The sequence below is a fragment of the Rhizobium sp. TBD182 genome (genome assembly GCF_001950375.1).
GTDB lineage: Bacteria > Pseudomonadota > Alphaproteobacteria > Rhizobiales > Rhizobiaceae > Agrobacterium > Agrobacterium tumefaciens.
Genome location: NZ_BDLN01000001.1, coordinates 487304 through 507947, shown reverse-complemented (window position 1 = coordinate 507947; position 20644 = coordinate 487304). Strand labels below are relative to the sequence as shown.

The following is a 20644-nucleotide window of genomic DNA, read 5'->3' as shown; positions in this document are numbered from 1 at the left end:
GAGATGGGGGAGAACCCCTTCATTGTACAGCTGCGTGATGATTCCCAGTTTGACTGGAGCGGTTTCGACAATGCGGTGATTAGCGTCGGCGATGTCGCCGGGCTTGGTCGCCTGCTGCGCGAAAACCAGGTGGACCGCGTCGTGCTTTCCGGCGCCGTGGCGCGACGCCCTGAATGGCGGGAAATCCGCCCCACGATCGGCATATTGCTGAAACTGCCATCCATCGTCCGCACCCTGCTGTCGAGCGGCGATGACGCCGTTTTGCAGATGGTCATCAAGGTCATCGGCACGCTTGGGGCAAAAGTCATTGGCGCCCACGAGATCGCACCCGGTCTGCTTGCTACGACCGGCCCTTTCGGTGCGCATAAACCTGCTGAAGACGATCTGCGCGACATACGCAAGGCCGCGCAAGCCGCACTGGCACTCGGCACGCTTGATGTCGGGCAGGGTGCAGTCGCCGTTGGCGGCCGTATCGTTGCACTGGAGGGCGTCGAGGGCACAGACGCGATGCTGGCGCGTGTCGCGGCATTGCGCGCTGAGGGCCGCATCTCGACCCGTCGCAAGGGTGTTTTGGTGAAGCTCTGCAAGCCGCAGCAGGATATCCGCGCTGACCTGCCGACTATCGGCGTGGAAACGGTGGAGAACGCGCATAAGGCCGGGCTGGCGGGGATCGCCGTTGAAGCCGGGCGCGCGCTGGTACTTGATCGCGATGAGATGTTGAAGGCGGCAGATCAGGCCGGCATATTCGTCTGCGGTATCGATACGTCACTCGGTGAAGACATGATGGGCGGAGACATGGTGGGATGACGGCAACGTTGAAGGTGGCGGTTATAGCCGGCGAGGTATCGGGCGATCTTCTGGGTGCCGATCTCATCCGGTCCCTGAAAGGCCATTACTCGGGTTCTGTCGAGTTGATGGGCGTCGGCGGTGAGGCTCTGGAGGCGCAGGGGCTGGTTTCGCTGTTCGATTATTCAGAACTCTCCATCATGGGCTTTACGCAGGTTCTGAAGAAGCTGCCGAAGCTGATTTCGCGGATCAACCAGACCGCGCAGGCAATCATTGTCGCCAAGCCGGATATTCTGCTGATCATCGACAGCCCGGATTTCACCCATCGTGTTGCAAAAAAAGTCCGCAAACAATTGCCGCATCTGCCGGTCGTCAATTATGTCTGCCCCAGCGTCTGGGCGTGGAAGGAATATCGCGCCACTGCGATGTTGTCCTATGTCGATCACGTTCTGGCCCTGCTTCCATTCGAGCCGGAGGCGATGCGGCGTCTCGGCGGCCCACCGACAACCTTTGTCGGCCATCGCCTCAGCGTCGATCAAGACGTGCTCTCCGTGCGGCAGAGGCGGGCTGAGCGGCCCCTGCCTGCCAACGGCGAACCGAAAACCATTCTGCTCCTGCCGGGGTCACGTTCCACCGAAACGACCCGGTTGATGGAGCCGTTTCAAGAAGCGGCAAAAGCATATGTCGAGCGCAACGGCCCGACGAAGTTTCTGCTGCCGACAGTGCCGCGCCAAGAAAACCGCATCCGCGAACTGGCGGCAACATGGCCTCAGGATATCAGGCCCGAAATAGGCATCGATCCCGCCTTCAAGTGGAATGCATTTGCGCGCGCCGATGCGGCGATTGCCGCGTCCGGCACCGTTATTCTCGAACTCGCGCTCGTCGGCGTACCAACCATATCGGTCTACAAGACCGACTGGATTTTCACGATGCTGAGCAAGCGGGTGAAAACCTGGACAGGTGCGCTTCCGAACCTGATTGCCGACTATGTCGTGGTGCCGGAATATTTCAACGAGGTGGTACGGGCAGGGTCGATGTTGCGTTGGGCCGAGCGGCTCTCATCCGACACCACCGAACGGCGGGCGATGCTGGACGGCTATGCTCTGGTGCAGGAGCGTTTGCATACCGAAGTGCCTCCTGGCGAAACCGGTGCCCTTATCCTTCTCGATGTGCTGAACAGCCGCAAGTAACAAGGCTGAACCGGCAGCGATCCTGTCTGCTTCCTGGGGTCGGCAGGGCAGGTTTCGCTATTCTTATCGATGATCATATCCAACAAAAAAGCCGGCGGATAAAACCCGCCGGCTTTTTTATGTTGGTTGGTTTCCCGGCTTAACGCTTGGAAACCGGAACGTAGTCACGCTTGCCGGCGCCCGTGTAGAGCTGGCGCGGACGGCCGATGCGCTGCTGCGGATCCTCGATCATTTCGTTCCACTGCGCGATCCAGCCGACGGTGCGGGCCAGTGCGAATAGCACGGTAAACATGGTCGTGGGGAAGCCAAGCGCCTTCAGCGTGATACCCGAATAGAAGTCGACGTTCGGGTACAGCTTCTTCTCGACGAAATAAGGATCGGAAAGAGCGATCTTTTCGAGTTCGAGCGCGACCTGCATGATCGGATCGTCGGAGTTGCCGGTGGCTTCCAGCACTTCGTACATCGTCTTCTGCATGATCTTGGCGCGCGGGTCGTAGTTTTTGTACACGCGGTGGCCAAAGCCCATCAGGCGGAACGGATCGTTCTTGTCCTTGGCGCGGGCAATATATTCCGGAATGCGGTCAACCGTGCCGATTTCGTTGAGCATGTTGAGCGCCGCTTCGTTGGCGCCGCCATGTGCCGGACCCCAGAGGCAGGCGATGCCCGCTGCAATACAGGCGAACGGGTTTGCACCCGACGAACCGGCAAGACGCACCGTGGAGGTGGAAGCGTTCTGCTCGTGATCCGCATGCAGGATGAAGATGCGGTCCATGGCGCGAGCCAGAACCGGATCGACCTTGTACTCTTCGCAAGGCACGGCAAAGCACATGTGCAGGAAGTTGGAAGCGTAATCGAGGTCGTTCTTCGGGTAAACGAAGGGCTGGCCGATATGGTACTTGTAGGCCATGGCGGCGATCGTCGGCATTTTCGCGATCATCCGCAGCGAAGCGACCATGCGCTGGTGCGGATCCGTAATGTCCGTCGAGTCGTGATAGAAGGCCGAGAGCGCGCCGACCGTGCCGCACATGACAGCCATCGGATGTGCGTCGCGACGGTAGCCGGTGAAAAAGCGGCTCATCTGCTCGTGCACCATGGTGTGGCGCGTTACGCGGGTGTCGAAGTCCTTCTTCTGCGCAGCCGTCGGCAATTCGCCGTAAAGCAGCAGATAGCAGGTTTCCAGGAAGTCGCCCTGTTCGGCAAGCTGCTCGATCGGGAAGCCGCGGTGCAGAAGAACGCCTTCGTCACCATCGATATAGGTGATCTTGGATTCGCAGGAGGCTGTCGAGGTGAAGCCGGGGTCGTAGGTGAAGGAGCCCGTGTGCTTGTACAGCGTGGCGATATCGACGACGCTTGGTCCAATCGTGCCTTCCCTGACCGGGAGTTCGACCTGTTTTTCGCCAAGTGTCACTGTAGCGCTTTTTTCCGTCATACTGATCCTCCGAAAACATGCGGGTGGGGGCGTTGAGATACGCCCCGCGGTTAAGCGTCTACCGATTAGCTATATGATCCTTGCGCGGATGCCAAGCTATCCAAAGGTCAAATTGTGCATTGCGGCAAACGCAATCGCGTTGCTTCAGGCTTTCCCGGCAGCAGCAATTCAATCTCGGTCAACGCATCGTTAAAGTAAAGGATTGCAATCCCCAGCGCTGGTCTGCAAACCTGTTTTTGGTGCGGCAAGGGGCGGTGGGGATTGCTCGGTCAAGGGGAAAAACAGCATTTCGAATATGCTAAAACGATGCAGGGAGACTTGCCCGGCACGCGGGAAATTCTGTTTCCTCTCCGCCGAAGCAGTGATGCGGCAACACATGACACTCCCGCCATTATTCCCGAGATTAACCGCAACACTACCTTGGTCGAAAAAATCGCCACGTACCTGGCCGAGGAGCGCGCATTCGGCCACGATTTTCTTTTCATTCCCGTTTCCATCGGCTGCGGCGCGGTACTCTGGTTTTCTCTAGATGCCACGCCTTCCCCGGTCATTTTGATTGCCACATTTCTTTTTGTCGCCGTTCTGGCTCTCTTTGTGAGATACAAGGCTGGCATTGCGGCGGCGGTTTGCGGCCCCTTCGCTTTTCTATTGCTCGGCATGCTTCTGGCAGATTTCGAAACCCGACGAGCAGGGACCGTGGTGCTGGATACCCCCGTCACCACCACCATCACCGGCACCGTGGCGCGCCGGGAGGTCGATGCACGCGGCTACTGGCGATATGTCATCGATCTGACCGCAACATCCGACCCGACATTGTCGCGTCCGCCGCAGAGGATATCGGTGCTTTCGCGTGGCGGAGGCGAGCCGATCGCACTCGGCGCCACCCTTCGCGGCAAGGTCCGCCTCTCGCCGCCATCCGGCCCGGCCTTACCGGGACTGAACGACTTCGCCTTCACGTCCTATTTCAGAGGCATAGGCGCGACCGGTTTCTTTTATAAATCACCGGATGCGCTTGTATCACCCGTTGGTGACGCAAGGGCTGACAAGGGTTGGTTGGAATGGGCCGATATGCGGCTTTACGGCCTTCGCAGCGCAATTGCCGAACGCATCCGCACCACCATCGGCGGTGATGCCGGAGCCTTCGCCGCCTCCATCATCACCGATGAGAGACAGGCTATATCGGCGGAGACGATGGAGGCGTTGCGGCTCTCCGGCCTTGCCCATATCGTTGCCATATCCGGGCTCAACATGGCACTGGCCTCCGGCATATTCTTTGTTGGCCTGAGACTGGCTTTCAGCTTGTTCCCCGCCTTTGCGCAGCGCTGGCCGGTCAAGAAGATCGCGGCTTTCGCGGCACTGCTGATGACGCTTGCCTATTATCTGATTTCCGGTTTTGCCGTTTCCGCCGAGCGTGCCTGGCTGATGATGTCTGTGATGCTGATTGCTGTCCTTTTCGATCAACCATCACTCAGCCTCAGAAACGTTGCCATTTCCGCCCTGATCATTCTGGCTTTCTCGCCCTCGGAAATCATGGGTCCGAGTTTTCAGATGTCATTTGCCGCCACCATAGCGCTTGTTTCGGCCTATGCCTTCTGGAGCCGTTGGCGTACGGATCGCGAGCGGCTGTTCATCGGGCGCAAGCCCGCATGGCTGAAGGTGGCGGAAATGATGGGCGCGGTCATTGGCGGCGTTATCACGACGTCGCTGATCGGGGGCCTTTCTACGGCGATCTATTCGGTCGAACATTTTCACCGTGTCACCACCTATGGACTGTTCGCCAATCTGGCTGCAATGCCGCTCATGTCGCTGATCGTCATGCCATTCGCTCTTATCGCCATGCTGCTGATGCCCTTCGGGCTCGACGCGCCGTTCCTGAAGATCATGGGTTATGGCATGGCACTCGTCATCGAGGTTGCAAACGAGGTGGCCTCCTGGGGCGGCAGCGCAGCGACGGGGCGTCCGCATGGCTGGTTTATCGGTTTGGCTTCGGTGGGTTTCCTGCTGCTGACATTGCTGCGCAGCCGGCTTGCGCTTCTTGGCATCCCGTTTCTGCTCTTGGCCTTCGGCGTGTCGGCAGTTACGGCCTATCGTGATCTGCCAGATCTATTGATTCACGAGGACGGCGAATTGGTGGCACTCGTGGAGGATGGCAAGGTCTCAACCACAAAAGCCCGTCCGCAGAGCTTCGTTTACGGCCAGTGGCAAAGGGCGCTGCTGCTGCCGGAAAAAATCGTGCCGCCGGGTTTTATAAATGGCGAGAGCACGGCAAATACTGCTGGTTCTGACTCGAGATCGAAACTGTCGCCCGAAGACATGGCTGTGGTGGTACGCGAGATGACGGCGGCGCTCAAAGACGCCAAAGCTGGCGTCTTCACCTGCAGGAAAGACATATGGTGCGTAGCGAGCGCCGCGAGCGGAGAATGGATCGTCGTTCTGGAAGATGGCCGCTTCGCCGGAAAAGCCTGCGATATTGCCGATATCGTCGTTGTTTCCCGCAGAACCTCTTTTTCGCAGTGCCGCTCGGGTGCACTCCTGCTCAGCCGTGACATCTTGCGGCGTCTCGGTTCTGTGGAAATAGATTTTGCTGACAAGAGGGAGGAGGGTGTGGCGAGCGGGCTGCGCGCCGCAATCGCCGGAACGGACAGGCCCTGGAGCCAGCACCGTTATTACGACTGGAAAAGCGGACGTTTCGACCGTGATCTGCCGCAGCCCATCATCCGGCTGCTGGCGGCGTCGCAATGACTGCCGCCAGCATGGATCATCGGGCCTTGGCGCGCAAATCTTCAGTCAATTCGCCGATCCCGCCAACTTCCTCTTCATGACCAGCGTCGCGCCAGCTCTCCTTCAAACCGGCCTCGTACCATTCTTGCATGGCAGGCAGGGCGAGCAGCCGGTCGCAATAGGCTTTCGCTGCTGGCGAAAGATCCGCGCTGCCATAGGTCTGGAAACGGAATGCAACCGGGCAGAAAAAAGCATCGACCGCCGTGAACTTTTGACCGGCAAGATATGGCCCGCCGAATTTTGTGAGACCCTCGCTCCACAACGCATCGATCCGCTTTACATCGGCCTTAAGCCCGGCATCGCCGCTCCTGGGTTTGACCCGAATGCCCACCGACATGGGATAGAGATTGCGAAGCGAGGAAAAGCCGGCATGCATCTCACTTGCGGCCGAACGCGACCAGGCCCTCGCATGCTTGTCGCTTGCCCAGACACCCTGGTGTCTTTCGGCAAGATATTCGACGATCGAAAGCGTTTCCCAAACCGTCATACCCTCGTCGACCAGGCAGGGCACCTTGCCCGTCGGCGAAAAGGAGGAGAAGGATACGCCTTCGCCGAACGGAATGAGCTTTTCATCAAAGGCGATACCGAGCGTGCGCATCAATACCCACGGCCGCAGCGACCATGAAGAATAGTTCTTGTTGGCTATATAAAGATCGTACATGGCGTATCTCCCGGATATGACGCGTATTTCTACACCTGCCAAGCGTTCACGGAATATCGAAAATTATCCATGGCTCCCATAAACGCCGTTGATGAATGGTGATGTGGGGCCGCTGAGAGCGCGCCTTCGATAAGTCACCCTTTGGTGACGACTAAAACTGACTGCGCAACACGACAGAACAACGTCGCTAAAAAACAGCGGATGGGATCGCTTCGACAATTACAGCGAGCAGCCCATTCGCCACCACGCCTGTAGCGAAACCGAAGCATCTTTATGGAGCAGGAACTCAGTTTAGAAAGGGCAACGCGCATAGGCTGGATGGCGCATATCCTCGTGCACCCGCAAAAGCCCGCCACGTTTGGAAAAAGCCAAACCCAATATAGGCGCCATCTTCACGATGACGCCTATTATAACGTGAATACGTTCGGTTCGATAAGATCAATGGTAGCGGCGGATCAGCCCCACCAGCTTGCCCTGAATTTTAACCCGGTCGGGCCCGAAGATACGGGTCTCATAGGCTGGGTTTGCCGCCTCGAGCGCAATGGAGGCACCCTTGCGGCGGAAGCGCTTCAGCGTGGCTTCCTCGTCATCCACCAGAGCCACAACGATATCCCCGGGATTGGCGGTGTTGCCGTTGCGGATGATGACTGTGTCGCCGTCGAAAATGCCGGCCTCGATCATCGAATCACCCTTGACCTCAAGAGCGTAATGTTCGCCCGTGCCAAGCATGTCTACTGGCACGGCCACATCATGGGTGTTGTTCTGGATGGCGGAAATCGGTACGCCCGCAGCGATGCGGCCCATGACCGGCACGGTGACAGCGCCGCCCAGATCATTGGCCGGCGTCTTGGGGGCAGGGGCCGGTTCCGGCGTTTTGGGCTTGCCAAGGCTGCCTTCGATAACGCTTGGCGAAAAGCCGCGCTGCGGCCTTGCACCCGGCGTATAAGCCTCGGGCAGCTTGATGACTTCCAGCGCCCGAGCTCTATTCGGTAGCCGACGAATGAATCCTCGCTCTTCGAGAGCGGTTATCAGGCGGTGGATGCCGGATTTCGAAGCAAGATCGAGTGCGTCCTTCATTTCATCGAAGGAGGGCGGCACGCCGGACTCTTTCATTCGTTCATGAATGAAGAGAAGCAATTCCTGCTGTTTGCGCGTGAGCATGAGGAAAACACCCTTTAGAATCGTAGTGGAAGTCGCGAAACAAATACAGAACGAACACTATATGTTCCATATGTGTTCTGCAATCCCCTAAAATTTCGTGAAGGTGCCATCTGTTGCTGTGATGATTTGCCTCATAGCACGCAATTGTGCTTTTGTGCGGTCGAAACCGTCCCGGCATGCTCCGGGCGGAAGGCCAGCAGGATACATTTTCATGACGAAACCCTATAGCGTTGACCATCTCGTTTTGCCCGTGGAAGTCATAGGCGTCGCCGTGAAGCGCCTCGTCAGTCTTGGCTTTACGGTTGCGCCGGAGGCTCTGCATCCTTTCGGCACCCAAAATGCCTGCGTATTTTTCGCCGATGGCACCTATCTGGAGCCGCTCGCAATTACTGATCCGGCTAAATATAATGCGTCAATAGAGAGGGGTGATGTTTTCACTGGCAGGGATGTGGCCTTCCGGCAACGGGACGGGCAGGAGGGTTTTTCGGCTCTTGTCGCCAGGACTGAAGACGCCTTGGTTGACCATGAGCGGTTTCGGGCAGCCGGCCTTTCGGCGGGCGATGTTTTCGAGTTTTCGCGGCCTGTTCGGATGCCGGATGGCTCGCAAGGCGAGGCGGCGTTCCGGCTTGCTTTTGCTGCAAGCGGGGCGGCCGCGGATTTCTTTTTGTTCAGTTGTCAACGGGTTCAAGCCCTTCCGGGCGATCGCACCATGCTGGAGCGCCACGCCAATGGTGTCACCGGCCTCAGTGAAATCGTCCTGTTTACCGGCGGCGATATGAAGGTGGCGGGCCTGATCGAGACGGTGTTTGGCTGTGAAGGCAAATGGTCTCCGGGCGGTGATATGGTTTTCGCGACCGGCAATGCCAGCATCAGATTGACCGGAAAACCGGCTTTCAGCGGGCAGGCCCTGAATGCTCAGGATGGCAACGAAGGCGGATTGCGCGGCGCGGGCATTGTCTTTTCGTCACACGATCTTGCCGTGACAGAGGCGGTGCTTGCTGCTAATGGCGTGTCCTGCGCAAAAGCGGACGGCCGTCTGGTGGTGCCCGCAGCACCCGGTCAGGGTGTTGCCTTCGCCTTCGAGGAAAAATGATGAGCGTTACGAACAATCTTAAAGTCACCGCCGGCGATGGCGCCAGCAAGGTTTCCTTCTCGAATACCGAGCGGTTTTCGCTGATTGCCGGCCCCTGCCAGATGGAAAGCCGCGAACATGCCTTCATGATCGCTGGCGTCCTGAAGGAGCTTTGCGACAAGCTGGGAATAGGGCTTGTCTACAAGTCCTCTTTCGACAAGGCGAACCGCACTTCGCTTTCCGGAAAACGCGGCATCGGCCTGGATAACGCGATGCAGGTTTTTGCCGATCTCAAAAAGGAATTCGGTTTTCCTGTTCTGACCGACATCCACACGGAAGAGCAATGCGCCATCGTTTCCGAGGTGGTGGACGTGCTGCAGATTCCGGCGTTCCTCAGCCGCCAGACCGATCTTCTCGTTGCTGCCGCCAAAACCGGCCGCGTCATCAACGTCAAGAAAGGCCAGTTTCTGGCGCCCTGGGACATGAAGAACGTGCTCGCCAAGCTCAATGAGAGCGGCAATCCGAATGTGATGTTGTGCGAGCGCGGCGCGTCCTTCGGTTACAACACGCTGGTTTCCGACATGCGCTCTTTGCCGATCATGGCAGCGCTCGGCGCACCTGTCGTGTTCGATGCCACCCATTCGGTGCAGCAACCGGGCGGGCAGGGCGGCTCCACAGGTGGCCAGCGCGAATTCGTCGAGACGTTGGCGCGTGCGGCCGTTGCGGTTGGCGTGGCCGGCCTCTTCATCGAGACGCATGAGGATCCGGACAATGCGCCGTCAGACGGCCCTAACATGGTCCACTTGAAGGACATGCCGAAACTGCTCGAAAAGCTTCTGGCTTTCGACGCGATTACGAAAGCCTGATCGGCTGACCGTGACGGCGGGCACTTTTGTGCCAATCGATTTTAATGGCGGGCGGGCCGTTTCCGCTGCCCACCGTCATTGTAATTTCTTCGCCATCGTCTAAGACAGGCGACGGAAAATATCTGTTCCATTCCCAAGGGAGAGACCATGACTGCCATTACCGATATCATCGCGCGCGAAATTCTCGACAGCCGCGGCAATCCGACCGTTGAAGTCGACGTTTATCTCGAAGACGGCTCCATGGGCCGTGCCGCCGTTCCCTCCGGCGCCTCCACCGGCGCGCATGAGGCGGTTGAGCTGCGCGATGGCGGCAAGCGTTATCTCGGCAAGGGCGTGGAAAAGGCGGTCGAAGCCGTCAATACGGAAATCTTCGACGCGATTGGCGGTTTCGACGCTGAAAACCAGATCCAGATCGACCAGATGATGATCGCGCTCGACGGCACGCCGAACAAGTCGCGCATCGGCGCCAACGCCATCCTCGGCGTGTCGCTCGCCGTTGCGAAGGCTGCCGCTGAAGCCTCCGGCCTGCCGCTTTACCGTTATGTCGGCGGCCCGAACGCGCATCTGCTGCCGGTTCCGATGATGAACATCATCAACGGCGGCGCGCATGCCGATAACCCCATCGACTTCCAAGAATTCATGATCCTGCCGGTCGGCGCAGAAAACATTCGCGAAGCCGTGCGCATGGGCTCCGAAGTCTTCCATACGCTGAAAAAAGAACTGTCCGCACAGGGCCACAACACCAATGTCGGCGATGAGGGCGGTTTTGCACCGGGTCTCGAAAGCGCGCCGGCAGCACTCGATTTCATCATGAAGTCGATCGAAAAGGCTGGCTACCGTCCAGGCGACGACATGTTCATCGGTCTCGACTGTGCGGCGACCGAATTCTTCAAGAACGGCAATTACGTTTATGAAGGCGAAGGCAAGACCCGTTCGCCGATCGAGCAGGCCGAATACCTGGCCGAGCTCGTGGCGAAATATCCGATCATCTCCGTCGAAGATGGCATGGCTGAAGACGACTGGGATGGCTGGAAGGCGCTGACCGATCTCATTGGCAACAAGTGCCAGCTGGTGGGCGACGATCTTTTCGTAACCAACTCCGCCCGCCTTCGCGACGGTATCAAGATGGGTGTCGCCAACTCCATCCTCGTCAAGGTCAACCAGATCGGTTCGCTTTCCGAGACGCTGGACGCAGTCGAAACGGCGCACAAGGCAGGTTACACCGCCGTCATGTCGCACCGTTCGGGCGAAACGGAAGATTCCACCATCGCCGATCTCGCGGTTGCAACCAACTGCGGTCAGATCAAGACCGGCTCGCTTGCCCGTTCCGACCGGCTCGCAAAGTACAACCAGCTTATCCGCATTGAAGAAATGCTGGGCCCGCAGGCTGCTTACGCCGGCCGTTCGATCCTGCGCGGATAATCCGCGTTCGGGTTTCGCGATATGGCCCGCCGCCTGGCGGGCCAGTCTCAGGGATGGGCGGTTTATCCGCACTGCTCACTCCCGAGTTGATCCGGGGTTCAGTCAGCCCAGGTCCCTGGGTTGAAAGGACTCTTTTCACGGCGAAGACGCGCTGTGGCTTGATGCCGGATCACGCTCGGCATAACGAACTCTCTCTGATATCGTCGTCATTATTAGCCCGCCTCTGGCGGGCTTTTTTGCGTCTATCAGTCGCCCGGAATTTAAGGTCAACGGATAGTTAAACAATCCGCATTAGTCTCGAGACTCACATTATGCGTTTTAAGGCTTCTCTCCGGCATGTGGACCAGACATCATAAAAAGAGACGATTCGGCCGTTTGATCGTTCCGGCCATTACGATCGCTTTTCTTTCCTATTTCGGGTATCATTCCATCCACGGCGACTTCGGCCTTCAGGCGACGGAGCGGCTGGAGCGGCAGCGTATTGCCAGAACGGCAGAGCTTGCCAAGCTGACGCAGGCGCGCGTTGCGCTGGAGCGGCAGGTCGAATTATTGAGCGACGGTTCTCTCGAACGTGACATGATTGACGAGATTTCCCGTTATCAGTTGAATATGTCCCGTACGGACGAAATTGTCATCATGAATACCTACTTCTAATTAACCGAAATCAAGTTAATTAATGATTTGTGATTTATTCACAGCACTTTAGCGTGAATATGTGCCATGCGTTTAAAGCATTGCTGCATGGCATTTTCTTGCATATGGTACGCGCCAATCTATCCATTCAAACGGCAACTCAGGGAGGGATGAATGGCGCCGCGAAAAACCGCGTCCGTATCCGGCCGAAAGACAACGGCAAAGGCTGCAGGCGAATTCACCGGTAAGAACAGCCCGGACTTTTCGAAGGAAGAAGAGCTTCACGCCTATCGTGAGATGCTTCTCATCCGTCGCTTCGAGGAAAAGGCCGGCCAGCTTTACGGCATGGGCTTCATCGGTGGTTTCTGTCACCTCTACATCGGTCAGGAAGCCGTTGTTGTCGGCATGCAGATGTCTCAGAAGGAAGGCGATCAGGTCATCACCGCTTACCGTGACCACGGCCATATGTTGGCTCTGGGCATGAGCGCGCGTGGCGTCATGGCCGAATTGACCGGTCGCAAGGGCGGCCTGTCGAAAGGCAAGGGCGGCTCGATGCACATGTTCTCCAAGGAGAAGCATTTCTACGGCGGCCACGGCATCGTCGGTGCGCAGGTTTCGCTCGGGACCGGTCTTGCCTTCGCCAATAAATATCGCGGCAACGACAATGTCTCCGTGACCTATTTCGGTGACGGCGCCGCCAACCAGGGTCAGGTCTACGAGAGCTTCAATATGGCCGCTCTCTGGAAACTGCCGATCATCTATATCGTTGAAAACAACCGTTACGCCATGGGCACCTCGACCGCCCGCGCCACCGCACAGTCGAACTATTCGCTGCGCGGCCAGTCCTTCGGCATTCCCGGCATCCAGGTGGATGGCATGGATGTGCGCGCCGTAAAGGCAGCCGCCGATCAGGCGCTGGAACATTGCCGCTCCGGCAAGGGTCCGATCATTCTGGAAATGCTGACCTACCGTTACCGTGGTCACTCCATGTCCGACCCGGCGAAATACCGTTCGAAAGACGAAGTGCAGAAGATGCGCTCCGAACATGACCCGATCGAGCAGGTCAAGGCACGGCTTCTGGAGCAGGGCTGGGCAAGCGAAGACGAGTTGAAGGCCATCGACAAGGATGTCCGTGATATCGTCGCCGATAGCGCAGACTTCGCCCAGAACGACCCAGAGCCGGATGTATCCGAGCTCTACACCGACATTCTGCTCTGATCGGGAAAGGGAAACCCATGCCAGTAGAAATTCTTATGCCCGCCCTTTCCCCGACCATGGAGGAAGGCACGCTTTCCAAATGGCTTAAAAAGGAAGGCGACAAGGTCACATCCGGCGACGTGATTGCCGAGATCGAGACCGACAAGGCGACCATGGAAGTGGAAGCTGTGGATGAAGGTGTTATCGGCAAGCTGCTGATCGACGCCGGCACCGAAGGCGTCAAGGTCAACACGCCGATCGCCGTTCTCATCCAGGAAGGCGAAAGCGCTGCCGACATCTCTTCTTCCGCCAAGAAGGAAGAGCCGAAGGCTGAAGCTGCAAATTCCGATTCGGATGCCGCAGGCGGCAAGACCCGCGAAGCATCCGAGGAGCCGAGCGCTGCCAAGGAAGCCGCAAAGGTTCCGGCAGCACCTAAGATCGAAGTCGCTGCCGATCCGGATATTCCTGAAGGCACGGAAATGGTGATGACGACGGTGCGTGAAGCGCTGCGCGACGCCATGGCCGAAGAAATGCGCGCGGACGAAAAAGTCTTCGTCATGGGTGAGGAAGTCGCCGAATACCAGGGCGCCTACAAGATTACCCAAGGCCTGTTGCAGGAATTCGGCGAACGCCGCGTTATCGACACCCCGATCACCGAGCACGGTTTTGCCGGTATCGGCGTCGGTGCGGCAATGACGGGCCTGCGGCCCATCGTCGAATTCATGACCTTCAACTTCGCCATGCAGGCGATCGACCAGATCGTCAACTCGGCGGCGAAGACGCTTTACATGTCGGGCGGCCAGATGGGTGCGCCGATGGTGTTCCGTGGCCCCTCGGGTGCTGCTGCCCGCGTTGGTGCTCAGCATTCGCAATGTTACGCCGCATGGTACAGCCATATTCCGGGCCTCAAGGTCGTCATGCCCTACACGGCAGCGGACGCCAAGGGTCTCCTGAAGGCAGCCATCCGCGATCCGAATCCGGTCATCTTCCTTGAGAACGAAATTCTCTACGGCCAGAGCTTCGAAGTGCCGAAGCTCGACGATTTCGTGCTGCCGATCGGCAAGGCGCGCATTCACCGCAAGGGTAAGGATGCGACGATCGTTTCCTTCGGCATCGGCATGACCTACGCAATCAAGGCGGTTGCGGAACTCGAAAAGCTCGGCATCGACGTCGAACTGATCGACCTTCGCACCATCCGTCCGATGGATCTGCCCACCGTCATCGAATCGGTCAAGAAGACCGGTCGTCTGGTCACCGTCGAGGAAGGCTTCCCGCAGTCATCGGTTGGTGACTTCATCGCCAACCAGGTCATGCGTGCCGCTTTCGACTATCTCGATGCGCCGATCCTGACGATTGCCGGCAAAGACGTTCCGATGCCTTACGCGGCAAACCTCGAAAAGCTGGCTTTGCCGAACGTCGATGAAGTCGTTCAGGCTGTCAAAACCGTCTGCTACAAGTAAGGGGAGGCGTTTCGATGCCGATAAACATCACCATGCCTGCCCTTTCTCCCACCATGGAAGAGGGCAATCTGGCCAAGTGGCTGGTCAAGGAAGGCGACAAGGTCGCACCCGGTGACGTGATCGCCGAGATCGAGACCGACAAGGCAACCATGGAAGTGGAAGCCGTCGATGAGGGCACGGTCGCCAAGCTCGTGGTTCCCGCAGGCACGGAAGCGGTCAAGGTCAACGCCCTGATCGCTATCCTCGCCGCCGATGGCGAGGATGTGGCTGAGGCAGCAAAGGGCGGCAATGCTGCTCCTGCCGCGTCCCAGGCCAAAGCCGAGGCTCCGAAGCAGGAAGCTGCAAAGGCCGAAGCGCCAAAGGAAGAAGCTGTCCCGGCCAAGGCTGAAAAGCCAGCTGCCGACCAGGCCTCCGCACCTTCCACCCCGGCCCCGGTTGCAAAATCCGGCGAGCGCATCTTCGCTTCGCCGCTTGCCCGTCGTCTCGCCAAGGAAGCCGGTCTCGACCTCACGGCCGTGTCCGGTTCCGGCCCGCATGGCCGTATCGTCAAGACTGACGTGGAAAAGGCTGCCGCTTCTGGTGGTGCGAAGGCAGCTCCTGCCGCCGCAGCATCCGCAGGCGCACCGGCTGCCGCACTTGCCAAGGGCCCGTCCGAAGAAGCTGTTCTCAAGCTGTTCGAACCCGGTTCTTACGAACTCGTGCTGCATGACGGCATGCGCAAGGTCATCGCCAAGCGTCTGGTCGAATCCAAGCAGACCGTTCCGCATTTCTACGTTTCGGTGGATTGCGAACTGGATACGCTTCTGGCGCTGCGCGCCCAGCTCAACGCCGCCGCTCCCGAAAAGGACGGCAAGCCCGCCTACAAGCTTTCGGTCAACGACATGGTCATCAAGGCGCTGGCTCTCGCGCTGCGCGATGTGCCTGATGCCAACGTCTCCTGGACGGAAAGCAACATGGTCAAGCACAAGCATTCGGATGTCGGCGTTGCCGTTTCCATTCCGGGTGGCTTGATCACGCCGATCATCCGCAAGGCGGAAGAGAAGTCGCTCTCCACCATCTCCAACGAGATGAAGGACTACGGCAAGCGCGCCAAGGAGCGCAAGCTGAAGCCCGAGGAGTATCAGGGCGGCACGACGGCCGTGTCCAACATGGGCATGATGGGCGTCAAGAGCTTCTCCGCCGTCATCAACCCGCCGCATGCCACCATTCTGGCAGTCGGCGCGGGCGAACAGCGTGCTGTCGTGAAGAACGGCGAGATCAAGATCGCCAATGTCATGACGGTTACGCTCTCTACCGACCACCGTTGCGTCGATGGCGCGCTCGGAGCCGAACTGATCGGCGCCTTCAAGCGCTACATCGAAAACCCGATGGGCATGCTGGTTTGATCGGAGAGTGAGATGGTGAAGTCGGTCCTCTGCTTTGGCGATTCCCTGACATGGGGATCAGATGCGGAAACGGGTGGCCGGCACAGCCATGACGATCTTTGGCCGAGCGTCTTGCAAAAGGCGCTCGGGCCTGATGTGAAGGTGATCCACGAAGGGCTGGGTGGACGAACCACCGCCTATGATGATCATACCGCCGATTGCGATCGCAACGGCGCAAGGCTCTTGCCGACGCTTCTGCACAGCCACGCGCCGCTTGATCTGGTCATCATCATGCTCGGCACCAACGACTTGAAACCGTCGATTCATGGCTCGGCCATCGTCGCGATGAAGGGTGTGGAGCGGCTGGTCAAACTGGTGCGCAACCATGTCTGGCAGGTGCCGGACTGGGAAGCGCCGGATGTTCTGATCGTCGCGCCGCCGCAACTGTGCGAAACGGCCAACCCCGTGATGGGCGCTATCTTTCGCGATGCGATCGATGAATCGGCGATGCTCGCGCCGGTCTACCGGGATTTGGCCGACGATCTCGATTGCGGATTTTTCGATGCGGGGTCAGTTGCCCGCACGACGCCCGTAGACGGCGTTCATCTCGATGCTGAAAACACGCGGGCCATCGGGCGCGGGCTGGAGCCCGTCGTTCGCATGATGCTCGGACTTTGACAACAATTCTCGTTTCGGAACGGCATGCCGTGACCCGATAGGACAAGGCAGGATACCTATGGCTCAATCTTATGACGTCATCATCATCGGTTCGGGACCGGGCGGTTATATTGCCGCGATTCGCGCAGCCCAGCTCGGCATGAAGGTTGCCGTGGTCGAGCGCGAGCACCTCGCAGGCATCTGCTCCAACTGGGGCTGCATTCCCACCAAGGCGCTGCTGCGCACCGCCGATGTCTTGCATACCGCGCAGCACGCCAAGGATTACGGCCTGACGCTCGAAGGCTCGATCAAGCCTGATGTCAAGGCGATCGTTGATCGTTCGCGCGGCATCGCGCACCGCATGAACAACGGCGTCGGCTTCCTGTTCAAGAAGAACAAGGTCGATATCATCTGGGGCGAGGCCAAGATCACCAAGCCCGGTGAAATCGTGGTTTCCAAGACCCAGAAGAAGCCCGTCGAACCAATGGGCCCGGTTCCGAAGAACACGCTGGGCGAGGGCACCTATACCGCCAAGCACATCATCGTCGCCACAGGCGCCCGCCCGCGCGCGCTTCCAGGCATCGAACCGGATGGCAAGCTGATCTGGACCTATTTTGAGGCAATGAAGCCGGAAGAACTGCCGAAGTCCCTGCTCGTCATGGGTTCCGGCGCCATCGGCATCGAATTCGCCAGCTTCTACCGCACCATGGGTGTCGACGTTACCGTCGTTGAAATCATGAGCCAGGTGATGCCGGTCGAAGATGCGGAGATCTCTGCCTTCGCCAAGAAGCAGCTGGAGAAGCAGGGCATCAAGTTCCATCTGGAAACCAAGGTTGCCAAGGTCGAGAAGGCTGCGAATTCGGTTACTGCGACGCTCGAGAAGAAGGACGGTTCGTCCGAGAAGATCACCGCTGACCGGATGATTTCGGCTGTCGGCGTCGTCGCCAACATCGAAGGCATCGGCCTTGAGGCCGTTGGCGTGAAGACCGATCGCGGCTTCATCGTCATCGACGGTTACGGCAAGACCAACGTGCCTGGCGTCTACGCCATCGGCGATGTCGCCGGCCCGCCGCTGCTCGCCCACAAGGCCGAGCATGAGGCCGTGATCTGCGTTGAAAAGATCGCCGGTCTGCCGAATGTTCACCCGATGGACAAGCTCAAGATCCCCGGCTGCACCTATTGCAACCCACAGGTCGCCTCTGTTGGTCTCACCGAAGCCAAGGCGAAGGAACTGGGCCGCGATATTCGCGTTGGCCGCTTCTCCTTTGCGGCCAACGGCAAGGCCGTGGCGCTCGGTGAAGATCAGGGCATGGTCAAGACCATCTTCGACAAGAAGACAGGCGAGTTGATCGGCGCGCACATGGTTGGTGCGGAAGTCACCGAACTCATTCAGGGCTTCGTGGTCGCCATGAACCTCGAAACCACCGAAGAAGAACTGATGCACACGATCTTCCCGCATCCGACCATTTCCGAGTCGATGAAGGAAAGCGTGCTCGACGCCTACGGACGTGTGCTGAACGCATGAGTGCCCCGTGATGCCCGGCATTGTCTAACCATGCCGGGTGTCCCATATGTCTCAACGCTGGTTCTATAAGGGAGCGCGGGAATGGAAAATATCGGCTGGATTGCGGCAATCATCATCGGCGGTCTTGCCGGCTGGCTCGCCGGCAAACTCATGGATATGCGTTTCGGCATCTTCATGAATATCGTTCTCGGCATCGTCGGTTCTGTGGTTGCCGTTGCGGTGCTGAGAACCTTCGACGTTTTCGTGCAGGACAGCAGGCTCGGTTATTTCGTAACGTCCTTCATCGGCGCCAGCCTGTTGTTGTTCATGGCTAAGCTGGTACGGCGCTGACTAGGCTTCGTGCCCGGAAGGGGCTTACGCTTTTTCTGGAATTGTTCTAAAGCATCGCGTCAATAAATGTGATGATCGCGGCAAGCGATAGAAACAGGTTTCTTATGGTCACTATTCTCGACAGGACTTCGTCCGAAGAAAAGCGTATCCGCCACCCGGAAAAGGCCCATAGGCCCGATACCGAAGTCATGCGCAAGCCGGAATGGATCCGCGTCAAGGCGCCGACATCCAAGGGCTACCACGAGACGCGCGAACTGGTGCGCAGTCACAAGCTGGTGACGGTGTGCGAGGAAGCCGGCTGTCCAAATATCGGCGAATGCTGGGACAAGAAACACGCGACCTTCATGATCATGGGTGAGATCTGCACCCGCGCCTGCGCCTTCTGCAACGTCGCGACCGGCAAGCCCAATGCGCTTGACATGGACGAGCCGGAAAACGTCGCCAAGGCCGTCAAGCAGATGGGACTCAGCCACGTCGTCATTACCTCGGTCGACCGCGACGATCTCGCCGATGGCGGCGCGGAGCACTTCGAAAAGGTGATCTGGGCGATCCGCGCTGCGTCTCCCAACACCACCATCGAAATTCTGACCCCGGACTTCCTGAAGAAGCCCGGCGCGCTGGAGCGTGTCGTCGCGGCGAAGCCCGATGTCTTCAACCACAATATGGAAACCGTTCCCGGCAATTACCTCACGGTTCGCCCCGGTGCGCGTTATTTTCATTCCGTGCGCCTGTTGCAGCGCGTCAAGGAACTGGACCCCACCATGTTCACCAAATCAGGCATCATGGTCGGCCTTGGCGAAGAGCGCAACGAAGTGCTGCAGCTGATGGACGATCTGCGCAGTGCTGACGTGGACTTCCTTACGATTGGCCAGTATCTGCAGCCGACCCGCAAGCACCACAAGGTCGAGGCTTACGTCACGCCGGAGGAATTCAAGTCCTATGAGACGGTCGCCTATACCAAGGGCTTCCTGATGGTCTCCTCCAGCCCGCTGACGCGTTCTTCCCACCATGCGGGCGACGATTTTGCACGCCTGCGCGCAGCCCGCGAGAAGAAGCTTCTGGCCGCTGCGGAGTAAGTGGGCGGGGCGGGCAATTTCTCTCACACGTCATCCTTGGGCTTGTCCCGAGGATGACTGCGGCTTTCACCTGAAGTCAGGCCACAACCTTCTCCGGCCGATGCGCGCGCATGCACAGGATGACGCTCAGCACGACTGAGCAAATCGCCAGGACCTCTACGATTGTTGGCCCACGACCTTCCCAGAGGAAACCATAGAGCAAGGCAAAGAGCGTCTCGAACAGGATCATCTGCCCAACCATGGTGAGCGGCAGCAGGCGGCTCATGCGGTTCCAGAGAGCATTTCCGAGAATGGATGCGGTGAAACCGAGACCGGCGGCGATGGCCGCAAAATGTAGCCAGTCCTCGGAGCTATGGCCTTCCCCGCCGAAAGCAAAGGCCGGTATGGCGAGCGCCAGCGCCAGCCCTCCGGTCACCACACCCGTCATCATGTTCCAGTCGTCGGCGCTGACATCGTGAAGGCGTGACAGCCAGCGGGCATTGCCAACCGCAAAGGCCGTCCATGAGGCGAGCGCGCCAAGCGCACAGGCCAGCCCGATAAGGCGGGAGACATCCAGCCCCGCATCGCTTTCCGTCAGCGACTGCCAGGATATGCCGATAATGCCGATTGCGCCAAAGGCGAGTGATGGCCACAGACGCTTGAGCGATACCGCGCCATGATCGCGCGTGCCGATGATGGTGACGGCAACCGGCAGGAAGCCGATGATGATGGACGTGAAGGCAACGCCGCTCAGTTTTACCGCCGTTGATATGAAGACATAATAGGCGATGTTGCCGATCATGCTCAGCCAGCCGAGCGCGATCCATTCGCGCGCGCCGAAATGGGCCGATACCCGTTTCAGGCGCGGTCCGATGATGATGAGCGAAATCAGCCCGTATGTCAGGTAACGGGCCGTCGACAGTTGCAGGGCGGAAAAATCCGGTACGAGTTTCGGGGCGAGAAAGATCGCACCCCAGAGAGCGCCCGCCATCATGCCGTAGATAACACCGAGGCTTGTCTTGTTCATGTCATGTCACATCCGCATTCACGATTGC

18 protein-coding genes are annotated in these 20644 nt (G+C 58.7%); 14 read left to right on the top strand and 4 right to left on the bottom strand.

Going from position 1 to position 20644, the window contains the following annotated elements; genetic code table 11:
• Together T18_RS02605 and lpxB are read left to right on the top strand one after the other, a co-directional pair.
• On the top strand, nucleotides 1–807 hold an 807-nt coding region (locus tag T18_RS02605; protein WP_323455172.1), incomplete at its 5' end, for an LpxI family protein.
• A complete protein-coding gene (gene lpxB / locus T18_RS02600; RefSeq protein WP_038490868.1) occupies nucleotides 804–1976 on the top strand; it encodes a lipid-A-disaccharide synthase in 1173 nt (390 codons plus the stop codon). The genes T18_RS02605 and lpxB, both read left to right, overlap by 4 nt.
• A gap of 139 nt (nucleotides 1977–2115) precedes the next feature.
• On the opposite strand, the gene gltA is transcribed toward lpxB, so the two are convergent.
• Nucleotides 2116–3405 (bottom strand): citrate synthase, encoded by a 1290-nt coding sequence (gene gltA / locus T18_RS02595; protein ID WP_003496202.1) that lies wholly within the window; start codon nucleotides 3403–3405, stop codon nucleotides 2116–2118.
• A gap of 306 nt (nucleotides 3406–3711) precedes the next feature.
• On the opposite strand from gltA, the gene T18_RS02590 reads away from it, so the two are divergent.
• Nucleotides 3712–6147: a ComEC/Rec2 family competence protein gene (locus tag T18_RS02590; protein ID WP_038490873.1), complete on the top strand. Its 2436-nt coding sequence runs from the start codon at nucleotides 3712–3714 to the stop codon at nucleotides 6145–6147.
• Between the two features lie 16 nt (nucleotides 6148–6163).
• Here T18_RS02590 and T18_RS02585 read toward each other — a convergent pair whose 3' ends face one another.
• Together T18_RS02585 and lexA are read right to left on the bottom strand one after the other, a co-directional pair.
• Nucleotides 6164–6847, bottom strand: a complete 684-nt coding sequence (locus T18_RS02585) for a glutathione S-transferase family protein (protein WP_038490877.1) — start codon at nucleotides 6845–6847, stop codon at nucleotides 6164–6166.
• Between the two features lie 438 nt (nucleotides 6848–7285).
• Nucleotides 7286–8008: a transcriptional repressor LexA gene (gene lexA / locus T18_RS02580; protein ID WP_003512859.1), complete on the bottom strand. Its 723-nt coding sequence runs from the start codon at nucleotides 8006–8008 to the stop codon at nucleotides 7286–7288.
• Between the two features lie 211 nt (nucleotides 8009–8219).
• On the opposite strand from lexA, the gene T18_RS02575 reads away from it, so the two are divergent.
• The 11 genes from T18_RS02575 (at nucleotide 8220) to lipA (ending at nucleotide 19610) form a co-directional block, all read left to right on the top strand.
• Entirely contained in the window at nucleotides 8220–9101 is an 882-nt protein-coding gene (locus T18_RS02575; RefSeq protein WP_003512866.1) for a VOC family protein, read from the top strand.
• A complete protein-coding gene (gene kdsA / locus T18_RS02570; protein ID WP_019565541.1) occupies nucleotides 9101–9946 on the top strand; it encodes a 3-deoxy-8-phosphooctulonate synthase in 846 nt (281 codons plus the stop codon). The genes T18_RS02575 and kdsA overlap by 1 nt, the downstream gene beginning before the upstream one ends.
• A gap of 147 nt (nucleotides 9947–10093) precedes the next feature.
• Nucleotides 10094–11368, top strand: a complete 1275-nt coding sequence (gene eno / locus T18_RS02565; protein ID WP_003512870.1) for a phosphopyruvate hydratase — start codon at nucleotides 10094–10096, stop codon at nucleotides 11366–11368.
• Nucleotides 11369–11704: 336 nt separating this feature from the next.
• Complete coding sequence (locus T18_RS02560) at nucleotides 11705–12022, top strand: FtsB family cell division protein (RefSeq protein WP_003512872.1); 318 nt, start codon at nucleotides 11705–11707, stop codon at nucleotides 12020–12022.
• 153 nt (nucleotides 12023–12175) lie between these two features.
• Nucleotides 12176–13219, top strand: a complete 1044-nt coding sequence (gene pdhA, locus T18_RS02555; protein ID WP_003512874.1) for a pyruvate dehydrogenase (acetyl-transferring) E1 component subunit alpha — start codon at nucleotides 12176–12178, stop codon at nucleotides 13217–13219.
• 17 nt (nucleotides 13220–13236) lie between these two features.
• A complete protein-coding gene (locus T18_RS02550) occupies nucleotides 13237–14658 on the top strand; it encodes a pyruvate dehydrogenase complex E1 component subunit beta (protein WP_003512876.1) in 1422 nt (473 codons plus the stop codon).
• A gap of 14 nt (nucleotides 14659–14672) precedes the next feature.
• A complete protein-coding gene (locus tag T18_RS02545) occupies nucleotides 14673–16043 on the top strand; it encodes a pyruvate dehydrogenase complex dihydrolipoamide acetyltransferase (RefSeq protein ID WP_038490880.1) in 1371 nt (456 codons plus the stop codon).
• A gap of 12 nt (nucleotides 16044–16055) precedes the next feature.
• Complete coding sequence (locus T18_RS02540; RefSeq protein ID WP_003512881.1) at nucleotides 16056–16700, top strand: SGNH/GDSL hydrolase family protein; 645 nt, start codon at nucleotides 16056–16058, stop codon at nucleotides 16698–16700.
• Between the two features lie 58 nt (nucleotides 16701–16758).
• Nucleotides 16759–18204: a dihydrolipoyl dehydrogenase gene (lpdA, locus tag T18_RS02535; protein WP_013636031.1), complete on the top strand. Its 1446-nt coding sequence runs from the start codon at nucleotides 16759–16761 to the stop codon at nucleotides 18202–18204.
• An 81-nt stretch (nucleotides 18205–18285) separates the two neighbouring features.
• Complete coding sequence (locus tag T18_RS02530; RefSeq protein ID WP_003512885.1) at nucleotides 18286–18534, top strand: GlsB/YeaQ/YmgE family stress response membrane protein; 249 nt, start codon at nucleotides 18286–18288, stop codon at nucleotides 18532–18534.
• A 104-nt stretch (nucleotides 18535–18638) separates the two neighbouring features.
• Nucleotides 18639–19610: a lipoyl synthase gene (gene lipA / locus T18_RS02525; RefSeq protein ID WP_003512887.1), complete on the top strand. Its 972-nt coding sequence runs from the start codon at nucleotides 18639–18641 to the stop codon at nucleotides 19608–19610.
• A 76-nt stretch (nucleotides 19611–19686) separates the two neighbouring features.
• On the opposite strand, the gene T18_RS02520 is transcribed toward lipA, so the two are convergent.
• Nucleotides 19687–20616, bottom strand: coding sequence for a DMT family transporter (locus T18_RS02520; RefSeq protein ID WP_038490884.1), 930 nt, complete (start codon nucleotides 20614–20616; stop codon nucleotides 19687–19689).
• Between the last annotated feature and the right edge of the window lie 28 nt (nucleotides 20617–20644).